The sequence below is a fragment of the Citrobacter sp. Cpo109 genome (assembly GCF_030332565.1).
Lineage (GTDB): Bacteria > Pseudomonadota > Gammaproteobacteria > Enterobacterales > Enterobacteriaceae > Citrobacter > Citrobacter portucalensis.
On sequence record NZ_JAOWHQ010000068.1, the window covers coordinates 48,544 to 58,580 of the forward strand.

The following is a 10,037-nucleotide window of genomic DNA, read 5'->3' on the forward strand; positions in this document are numbered from 1 at the left end:
CATGTTTACCGCTGATTGGGCTCCACAGGGTGTTAAGGAGCCCATCAGTCTGCTAAGGTTATAACTCATTGAACCAAGTTATATTAATTTCGGTAATGAAACCTATAACCCTATGGAAAGCCCTGTACCCCAGTCTGAATCCTGTTCGGCAACGTTAACAGAAGGATTCAAAGACAGCCTGCCAATAGTCATCAGCTATATTCCGGTCGCTTTTGCATTTGGTCTCAATGCCACTCGCCTTGGCTTTACGCCGGTTGAAAGCGTCTTTTTCTCCTGCATTATCTATGCGGGGGCCAGCCAGTTTGTCATTACCACCATGCTCGCTGCGGGCAGTTCGCTGTGGGTCGCCGCGCTGACCGTCATGGCCATGGATGTCCGCCATGTTTTGTACGGCCCTTCCCTGCGCAGCCGAATAGCCCAGCGACTGAGTAAACCCAAAAGTGCACTGTGGGCTTTTGGCCTTACCGATGAAGTCTTTGCCGCCGCAACGGCAAAACTGGTCCGGGATAATCGGCGCTGGAGTGAAAACTGGATGATCGGCATCGCACTGTGCTCCTGGGCCTCCTGGGTGTTTGGTACGGTGATCGGCGCGTTTTCCGGCAGTGGTTTACTCAAGGATTACCCGGCGGTTGAAGCGGCACTGGGATTCATGCTCCCGGCGCTGTTTATGAGCTTCCTGCTCGCGTCATTCCAACGTAAACAAGCGCTCTGCGTGACTGCCTCCCTGGCCGGGGCGCTGGCTGGCGTCATGCTGTTTTCCATACCTGCCGCTATCCTTGCAGGTATTGTCTGCGGATGCCTGACGGCGCTCATCCAGTCATTTTGGCAGGGAGGTCCTGATGAGCTATGAGGTTCTGCTACTTGGCCTGTTGGTCGGCTGCGTTAATTACTGTTTTCGCTATTTGCCACTCCGTCTTGGGGTGGGCAATGTTCGCCCGACGAAGCGCGGCGCGACGGGCATATTACTCGACACTATTGGCATTGCATCTATTTGCGCCCTGCTGGTGGTGTCTACCGCGCCAGAAGTGATGCACGACGCTCGTCGGTTCGTGCCTACGCTGGTGGGGTTTGTCATACTGGGCGCAAGCTTCTATAAGACCCGCAGCATCATCATTCCAACGTTACTGAGTGCTCTGGGCTATGGATTAGCCTGGAAAATGCTTGTTGGCTTATAGATAAAAACAATCATTTTAAAGAAATAATACATTTACTTTATTTGTCACTGTCGTTACTATATCGGCTGAAATTAATGAGGTTATACCCAAATGGATAGTTCGTTTACGCCCATTGAACAAATGCTAAAATTTCGCGCCAGCCGCTACGAAGAGTTCCCTTATCAGGAAGTGCTTCTGACTCGCCTATGCATGCACATGCAGGGCAAGCTGCTGGAAAACCGCAATAAGATGCTGAAAGCTCAAGGGATTAACGAGACGTTGTTTATGGCGTTGATTACGCTGGAGTCTCAGGAAAACCACAGTATTCAGCCTTCTGAACTGAGTTGTGCGCTTGGCTCGTCACGTACTAACGCTACCCGCATCGCGGATGAGTTAGAAAAACGTGGCTGGATCGAACGTCGCGAAAGCGATAACGATCGCCGCTGTCTGCATCTGCAATTGACCGAGAAAGGCCATGCATTTTTGCAAGAGGTGTTACCGCCTCAGCATAACTGCCTGCATCAGCTCTGGTCGTCTCTTAGCACCACCGAAAAAGATCAGCTTGAGCAAATTACCCGTAAACTTCTGACCCGTCTTGATCAGATGGAGCAGGATGGCGCGGTGTTAGAAGCGCTGCGCTAACGCGCCGACTCGCTCAGAAATCCAGATTTATAAATGAAAAAACCGACAGGCCAGCACGCATACTGCTGGCCTGTCTGATAAACAGGTCGGCTCAGCCGATGTGAAAAAAATAAGATCGTGGAGAACAACATGAGCGCAAATGCGGAGACTCAAACCCCGCAGCAACCGGTCAAGAAGAATGGCAAACGTAAAAGTATGCTGCTCCTTCTGACCTTGCTCTTTATTATCATTGCCGTGGCATATGGGATTTATTGGTTTTTAGTACTTCGTCATGTCGAAGAGACAGACGATGCGTACGTGGCAGGGAACCAGGTTCAAATCATGGCTCAGGTATCAGGCAGCGTGACGAAAGTCTGGGCTGATAACACTGACTTTGTAAAACAAGGCGATGTGCTGGTCACCCTCGACCAGACGGACGCAAAGCAGGCATTTGAAAAAGCCAAAACTGCGCTGGCTTCCAGCGTGCGTCAGACGCACCAGTTGATGATCAACAGCAAGCAGTTACAGGCAAGCATTGAAGTGCAGAAAACCGCACTGGCGCAGGCACAAAGCGACTTTAATCGCCGAGTTCCGCTGGGCAATGCCAACCTGATTGGCCGCGAAGAGCTGCAACACGCTCGTGATGCCGTCGCCAGCGCTCAGGCCCAGCTTGATGTCGCGATCCAACAATATAATGCTAACCAGGCGATGATTCTGGGTAGCAAGCTGGAAGATCAACCCGCTGTGCAACAGGCTGCTACCGAAGTGCGCAATGCCTGGCTGGCGCTGGAACGTACCAGAATTGTCAGCCCAATGACCGGTTATGTATCCCGTCGCGCCGTACAGCCTGGTGCACAAATTAGCCCAACCACGCCGCTGATGGCGGTTGTTCCGGCCACTAACCTGTGGGTAGATGCCAACTTCAAAGAAACACAGCTCGCGCACATGCGTATCGGCCAACCGGCGACCGTTATCAGCGATATTTACGGCGATGACGTAAAATATACCGGTAAAGTTATCGGTCTCGATATGGGTACGGGCAGCGCCTTCTCCCTGCTGCCAGCGCAGAACGCAACCGGCAACTGGATCAAAGTCGTCCAGCGTCTGCCGGTACGTATCGAACTGGATGCGCAGCAACTGGCACAGCATCCATTACGTATTGGTTTGTCTACGCTGGTTACGGTAGATACCTCAAATCGTGACGGACAAATTCTGGCAAGCCAGGTTCGTACCACGCCGGTATCAGAAAGTAATGCACGTGAAATCAACCTTGCTCCGGTCAATAAGATGATCGAAGAGATCGTGCGGGCCAACGCGGGCTAATTCAAAGGTGCGTGTGATGCAACAGCAAAAACCGCTGGAAGGCGCGCAGCTCGTCATTATGACGATCGCGCTGTCCCTGGCGACATTCATGCAGGTGCTGGACTCCACCATTGCTAACGTGGCGATCCCCACTATCGCCGGGAACCTCGGCTCTTCACTGAGCCAGGGAACCTGGGTGATCACCTCATTCGGGGTGGCGAACGCTATCTCTATTCCGATCACCGGCTGGCTGGCAAAACGCTTTGGCGAAGTAAGACTCTTTATGTGGTCAACTATCGCCTTCGTCATTGCGTCATGGGCATGCGGGATGTCCACCAGCCTGAACATGCTGATTTTCTTCCGCGTAATCCAGGGTATTGTTGCCGGTCCATTAATTCCGCTGTCACAGAGCCTGTTGCTGAATAACTATCCACCCGCCAAGCGTTCCATCGCCCTCGCGCTATGGTCGATGACGGTGATTGTTGCCCCGATATGTGGTCCTATTCTTGGGGGCTATATCAGCGACAACTATCACTGGGGCTGGATATTTTTTATCAACGTGCCAATCGGGGCTGTGGTGGTATTGATGACCCTGCAAACCCTGCGCGGTCGGGAAACCAAAACCGAGCAGCGGCGCATTGACGCCATTGGTCTGGCACTGCTGGTCATCGGTATCGGCAGTTTGCAGATTATGCTCGACCGCGGCAAAGAGCTGGACTGGTTCGCCTCGCAGGAGATTATCATCCTGACGGTGGTCGCCGTTGTCGCTATCAGCTTCCTGATCGTCTGGGAGCTTACCGACGAGCACCCCATTGTCGATCTCTCGCTGTTTAAGTCGCGCAACTTTACCATCGGCTGTCTGTGTATCAGTCTGGCCTATATGCTCTACTTCGGCGCAATCGTCCTGCTGCCGCAGCTGCTGCAGGAGGTATACGGCTATACGGCAACCTGGGCTGGTCTGGCGTCAGCGCCGGTTGGGGTGATTCCGGTGATCCTGTCGCCGATTATCGGCCGCTTCGCGCACAAGCTGGATATGCGTCGGCTGGTGACGTTTAGTTTTATAATGTACGCCGTCTGTTTCTACTGGCGTGCGTGGACGTTCGAGCCGGGTATGGACTTTGGCGCGTCGGCCTGGCCGCAGTTTATTCAGGGGTTCGCGGTAGCCTGCTTCTTTATGCCGCTAACCACCATTACGCTGTCCGGCTTACCTCCAGAGCGTCTGGCGGCGGCATCCAGCTTGTCGAACTTTACGCGAACGCTGGCAGGTTCCATCGGTACATCGATTACGACGACAATGTGGACGAACCGCGAGTCGCTGCACCATGCTCAGCTAACGGAATCTGTTAACCCCTACAACCCAAATGCACAGGCTATGTACGATAAGCTGCAGGATTTAGGGATGACGCACCAGCAGGCTTCAGGTTGGATAGCTCAGCAGATCACCAATCAGGGGCTGATTATTTCCGCTAACGAAATCTTCTGGATGTCGGCGGGGATATTCCTGGTCCTGCTTGGCCTGGTGTGGTTCGCCAAACCGCCCTTCGGTGCGGGCGGCGGTGGTGGTGGCGCACACTAACTATCTGATAAAAGGGATCTGCGGATCCCTTTTTTATTAGACCTACAATCAGAAGTAATATTTGAATCTCAGACGCCCGCCGTAACGCGCATCTTCGCTGTTATCACCATTATTCGGATTGGCCTCTACCCATGAAGCATAGGCGCCGAGGTAGATGTTAAAGTTTTTCATATCCATCACATTGGGGAATAAATATGAGGCATGAATAGTGTGAATGTCATAATTGCCGGGATCGGTGATCCAGCAATCGTCCTCACAAACGGTATCGATATTGGTAGCATTGAAGGCTTCGATTTTGTTATGCGCATAGATATAACCCAGTTCAAATCGATGCCACAACGCATTCACCCCAGCGGTAAAATCTGTCTCATCGGTCGCATCCATATAGGCGGTATTCAGGTTAATCACTGCGCCATCTTCCGGGTCCGTTTTTTGACCATTCCAGGTCATGGTAAAACCATAGCCCGTACGATCTGACTGATCGATCCACGTCCCATTTTGGTAATAGCCGTAGGCGTTGTTAACGACATTACTTTCCATCGCTATCGCCGTTGAAAAACGCCCGTTTTGCCAGGCGATAACCGGACGGACGTAAGCCACGTTTTTATCGTTGGTTAAATCCATTCCGTGGTACTGCTTCTCGGTATATAACGTACTGCCATTTTCCAGCAATGTGTTAACTTCGAAATACCAGTTGTCGATGGTTTTGCTCAGCAGGAAGTTACCCCCGCTGTCGCTACGTCCCCGTCCTTCTTTCATCATATAGATATAGCCGTAACCGTCACTGTAGAGATCGTTCGCTGTATTCCCCGAATATTCAACAAACGTATCCTGATTCAGCGGGAACATATCGTAGGCTTCAAAACGACCAACCTTAATTTTCCAGTCATTCTCACGACCAAAGAAGAAAACGGCATCATCGAGGTTCATTTTTCCGGTCAGGTCCGCCAGAGGCTGTACCGAGAACCCTGCAAAATTACCGTTGTCCCGCCGCTGGTAACCATCAAAGCCCAGCAACAGGCGTCCGTTAATATCCCAGCGTTCATTGGTTCCTGGTGCCCAATCTTTATTCGCTGACGTTCTCGTCGATGTCAGGCTACCGGAACGGCTTGCCGCATCCATATTAAATTCGACATCGCCATAGAACTTAATATCGCTGAAGCCGGATAATGTCAGCTTAGGCGGAGTTTCACCTGCTGCAATCGGCTCGGCAGACTGGACATTCACCGTCGGCGTAGCGGTGACCTGCTGCTGCTTCAGCGAGCGAATTTGCGCCTCAGCATCGGATGCCCGTTTTTCGGCATTAACAACACGTTGCTCCAGTTCAGCCAGACGCTGCTCAATAGTGATATTATTTGCTGCCCAAAGGTTATGAGAAAAGCAAGCACCGATCATCAGCGCCAAATATTTAGCCTTCATTTTCATCCCTAAAGTTTAATGTATACCAGATAAGATTTGATAAAAAACCTATCTACCGGCTATTAAAAGAGTCTTGTTATTACCCGGATATCTGGCGTATTCCATTATGTTTTTCTATTAATTATTTATGTTTTTTAGTTTATGTGATCAATACACTCTGGCATCGTTAATTATCCGCCTCATTCTGTTTGCCAGATCACATTTTATTATTTAACAGGTCAGGTATCACTTAAATTATAATATATTCCCACCGCAAATATAATAAACACACATTATATTAAGCAATAAAAAACCCCGGACATAAACCGGGGTTAATATAAATACTGGAACAGCTAATCAATAAGACTAAATATGCAGTTCCTGCAGTTTCTCTTTCGGTAGCGCCAGCTCTTCATTGCTGTTCACGCGTACATCACGCTCCAGAATATGACGCGCGATATCCTGTGCTTCGCTAAGAGAGTGCATCTGATACGTACCGCACTGGTAAACGTTCAGCTCCGGGATCTGGTTCTGATCCTGTACTTTCAGCACGTCCGCCATTGCCGCTTTCCACGCGTCGGCTACACGCTGTTCGTCCGGCGTACCAATCAGGCTCATGTAGAAGCCGGTACGGCATCCCATCGGAGAGATATCGATAATCTCAACGCCGTTACCGTTAAGGTGGTTACGCATAAAACCTGCAAACAGGTGTTCCAGCGTATGGATACCTTTCTCAGGCATCACTTCTTTGTTCGGAATGCAGAAACGCAGATCAAACACGGTGATTGCGTCGCCATGCGGGGTGTTCATCGTTTTTGCAACCCGGACCGCGGGAGCTTCCATCCGGGTGTGATCGACAGTAAAACTATCTAACAACGGCATTTAGCCACCTCCGATAAATTTTTTAAAAATAATCTGAACTCTTTGTTCCGGGGCGAGTCTGAGTATATGAAAGACGCGCATTTGTTATCATCATCCCTGTTTTCAGAGATGAAATTTTGGCCACTCCCGAGTGGCCTTTTTCTTTTGTATCAAGCGTGCTTTTCCAGCCACACGCTAAACGGCTCAGTATCAGCCGCTTCGATCTCCTGCTGACGACGCTTTGAAGCCTCGGTTTCAGCAATAAATTCAGCTTCCTGCACTATTTCTAACGGCTCTTCACGCAGCAGATTTCGGTAAGCCTCACCCAGCGCTTTGCCCGTGCCGCCAATGCCTTCATCAATCATAGACCGTAGGATCCGGGCAGAGAAAGTCAGTTCAGGATTGTCAAAACAGGCAACCAGTTCATCACAGACCTTCTGATACTCCTCTCCTCCATCGATGCTGTCCAGCGTTTGTGCCACGCGTTTCAGATCGCGGAACAAATCTTTCCCAACCTTAGGCAGCGGGAACTGGGCTGTTTCACAGCCAATACCTAACGTCAGCCCAGGCTTACGCCCTTCGAGAATCACGCGATTCCAGTTTTTACGCGTACACAGCAATTCATCGCTACTCATTTCCGGGGCATCAGCCAGCGCACACCAGACCATAAACAGATCGAGGAAGCGCACCTGCTGCTCGTCCACGCCGATAGGCGAGAACGGATTGATATCCAGCGAGCGTACTTCGATGTACTCGATACCGCCACGCAGAAGCGCATCTGATGGCGTTTCTCCACGACGAGTGACGCGTTTCGGGCGAATAGGCGCATACAGCTCATTTTCAATCTGCAGAACGTTGCTGTTGATTTGCAGACGCTTACCGTCTTTCTCCAGACCGATCGCCGCGTACTCCTCGGAAGGCGTCTTAATCGCGCGCTTTAATCCTGCCACATACTCATGCAAATCGTTAAACGTAATTCCGAGATTGCTTTGCGACTTATTGGTATAGCCCAAGTCACTCAGGCGCAGCGACGTTGCGTACGGCAGGTAATACATCCCACAGTCGGTTTTTTCAAACGGCAGAGTTGTTGGTTTTCCTTGCAGGAATGAGGAACAAATGGCCGGAGAGGCACCAAACAAATACGGGATCACCCAACCAAAACGGTAGTAGTTGCGGATCAGACGGAAGTAGCCCGCGGAGATCTTCTCTTTAGCATCCTCACCTTCGGTTACACCGCATTTCGCCTGCCAGAAAGCCATAGGCAGCGAGAAGTTGTAGTGGACGCCCGAGATTGTCTGCATCAACGCGCCATAGCGGTTTTTGAGGCCTTCACGGTACAGCGTCTTCAGGCGACCGGTATTCGACGAACCATACTGCGCCAGTTCGATATCCTGACCTTCGGCAATATAGCAAGGCATGCTCAACGGCCACATACGCTCGTCGCCAAGGTTTCTGGCGGTATAACGATGTAAGTCGCGCATGAACGTGAGCATTTTCTCAATGTCGTCACCGGGTGGAGTAATGAACTCCAGCAATGCTTCGGCAAAGTCAGTGGTTATCCACTTATGCGTTAGCGCTGAGCCTAACACCTCAGGATGGCCTGTCGTTGCTAATGACCCATCTGCATTAACACGCAGCGTTTCGCGCTCCAGACCACGTTGAATCCCCTTTAATGCCTGAGGATGGTTTTCCAGCCAGGCCAGCGCCTGTGATACGTCCGGGATCAAATTGACCTCCCGCCTGTCAAAATCGTTTTAATTAGCATAATGGTATTGGTTACCCTGAAGGCTATCCCACAACACAATTAGTGCCACCACATAATGCCTTGTGTCGTAACCGCTGCGACAACAACATAGCGCAGCGCCTTGCCAAGGCATAAGAAAAAGAGAACTGGGCCCCACGAGATGCGCATCCACCCGGCTAACAGGCACAGCAAATCCCCCACAACCGGCATCCAGCTTAATAATAGTGTGACAGCGCCATAGCGCCGCAGCCAGCCAGTGGCTTTTTCTTGCCAGCGCGATGTTTTACGCAATGGAAAGAAACGCCCAAGGATAACGTTAGTTAACCCTCCAAGGCTATTACCCATTGTTGCTGTTAAGACTAAGACCCAGGGATGACTGACCCCGGAGACCAACAAAGCAACCAGAACAACTTCAGAATTACCGGGTAATAGCGTGGCACTGAGAAAACTGCTGGCAAACAGTGACAGGAGCGACAGTCCATCACTCACAATAACCGGACATCCACGGCATCCATTCCCGCGGCATGCGCCGCCTGTATTCCAAAATCGGCATCTTCAAACACGACGCAACGAGCCGGAACAACCCCCATACGTTCGGCACAAAGCAAAAACGTATCAGGAGCCGGTTTATGGTGCTGTACGTGATCGGCTGCGACTACAGCATCAAAATAGCGACGCAGACCAAGGTGAGCGAGCAGCGCTTCTGCAATTGCGCTTTCACTACCCGTACCTACCGACATAGGACGACGACCATGCCAGGCTTTCACGACATCAACCAACGGCAAAGGCTGGACGCTATCCAGCAGCATGCTTCTCACCTTGTCGGTTTTTTCACGTGCCAGTGCATGAGGATCAAGATCGGCATGGTTCAATTCAATTACCGACTGCGCAATACGCCACGTTGGGGAGCCATTGAGGGCGACCATGGCATATTCATCAAACCGTAGTCCATAATGCCCCAATACCTCATGCCACGCCTTACGATGCGTAGGCTCGGTATCCAGGATGGTACCATCCATATCAAAAATCAAACCCGCATAACGTTCGTACATCGTCTTCTCACAAGCCGAGTGACCAGACGTTATTTTATCGTAATTGATTGATTTTGTCGCTGACAGCGAATTGAGGGGTGTTCAGAGAGTATGTGGAAATGATTTAGAGGGAGGGAGAATATAGTGCATCCGGGAGGATTACTCACTCATGTTCGCCCTGCGGGCCGTTGCTGAAGCAACGTTATCCTCCCTGGTGCTCGCGATTATCTCGCAGACCATGAAACATCAGTTTCGCTGTTATTTAGGAGAAGATGGTGCATCCGGGAGGATTCGAACCTCCGACCGCTCGGTTCGTAGCCGAGTACTCTATCCAGCTGAGCTACGGATGC

10 protein-coding genes and 1 tRNA gene are annotated in these 10,037 nt (G+C 51.0%); 5 read left to right on the forward strand and 6 right to left on the reverse strand.

All coding sequences use genetic code 11. The annotated features are described in order from the left end of the window. The first annotated feature begins 112 nt into the window (after nucleotides 1–112). The 5 genes from OGY71_RS17040 to emrB all read left to right on the forward strand — a co-directional run bounded on the left by OGY71_RS17040 (nucleotide 113) and on the right by emrB (nucleotide 4,653). A complete protein-coding gene (locus OGY71_RS17040) occupies nucleotides 113–850 on the forward strand; it encodes an AzlC family ABC transporter permease (RefSeq protein WP_003825971.1) in 738 nt (245 codons plus the stop codon). Continuing rightward, a complete protein-coding gene (gene ygaH / locus OGY71_RS17045) occupies nucleotides 840–1,175 on the forward strand; it encodes an L-valine transporter subunit YgaH (protein WP_003825969.1) in 336 nt (111 codons plus the stop codon). The genes OGY71_RS17040 and ygaH overlap by 11 nt, the downstream gene beginning before the upstream one ends. Before the next feature lie 90 nt (nucleotides 1,176–1,265). Beyond that, nucleotides 1,266–1,796: a multidrug efflux transporter EmrAB transcriptional repressor EmrR gene (gene emrR, locus OGY71_RS17050; RefSeq protein ID WP_003037300.1), complete on the forward strand. Its 531-nt coding sequence runs from the start codon at nucleotides 1,266–1,268 to the stop codon at nucleotides 1,794–1,796. A gap of 129 nt (nucleotides 1,797–1,925) precedes the next feature. Further along, nucleotides 1,926–3,098: a multidrug efflux MFS transporter periplasmic adaptor subunit EmrA gene (gene emrA / locus OGY71_RS17055; protein WP_191222232.1), complete on the forward strand. Its 1,173-nt coding sequence runs from the start codon at nucleotides 1,926–1,928 to the stop codon at nucleotides 3,096–3,098. A 16-nt stretch (nucleotides 3,099–3,114) separates the two neighbouring features. Further along, complete coding sequence (emrB, locus tag OGY71_RS17060; RefSeq protein WP_003825966.1) at nucleotides 3,115–4,653, forward strand: multidrug efflux MFS transporter permease subunit EmrB; 1,539 nt, start codon at nucleotides 3,115–3,117, stop codon at nucleotides 4,651–4,653. A 48-nt stretch (nucleotides 4,654–4,701) separates the two neighbouring features. Here emrB and OGY71_RS17065 read toward each other — a convergent pair whose 3' ends face one another. From OGY71_RS17065 to OGY71_RS17090, 6 genes are all read right to left on the reverse strand, one after another. Further along, nucleotides 4,702–6,072 carry a carbohydrate porin gene (locus tag OGY71_RS17065; protein ID WP_286613486.1) on the reverse strand — a complete coding sequence of 457 codons (1,371 nt, stop codon included), beginning with the start codon at nucleotides 6,070–6,072 and terminating at the stop codon, nucleotides 4,702–4,704. 345 nt (nucleotides 6,073–6,417) lie between these two features. Beyond that, nucleotides 6,418–6,933, reverse strand: coding sequence for an S-ribosylhomocysteine lyase (luxS, locus tag OGY71_RS17070; RefSeq protein WP_003037312.1), 516 nt, complete (start codon nucleotides 6,931–6,933; stop codon nucleotides 6,418–6,420). 149 nt (nucleotides 6,934–7,082) lie between these two features. Next, nucleotides 7,083–8,639, reverse strand: a complete 1,557-nt coding sequence (gshA, locus tag OGY71_RS17075) for a glutamate--cysteine ligase (protein ID WP_008785615.1) — start codon at nucleotides 8,637–8,639, stop codon at nucleotides 7,083–7,085. Between the two features lie 77 nt (nucleotides 8,640–8,716). Then, the gene (locus OGY71_RS17080; protein ID WP_003825961.1) at nucleotides 8,717–9,145 is read right to left on the reverse strand and encodes a YqaA family protein; all 429 of its coding nucleotides are present in this window, start codon (nucleotides 9,143–9,145) and stop codon (nucleotides 8,717–8,719) included. Beyond that, entirely contained in the window at nucleotides 9,142–9,708 is a 567-nt protein-coding gene (yqaB, locus tag OGY71_RS17085; protein WP_206160021.1) for a fructose-1-phosphate/6-phosphogluconate phosphatase, read from the reverse strand. Before yqaB ends, OGY71_RS17080 begins: the two co-directional genes overlap by 4 nt. 252 nt (nucleotides 9,709–9,960) lie before the next feature. Further along, nucleotides 9,961–10,037 (reverse strand) — tRNA-Arg (locus OGY71_RS17090).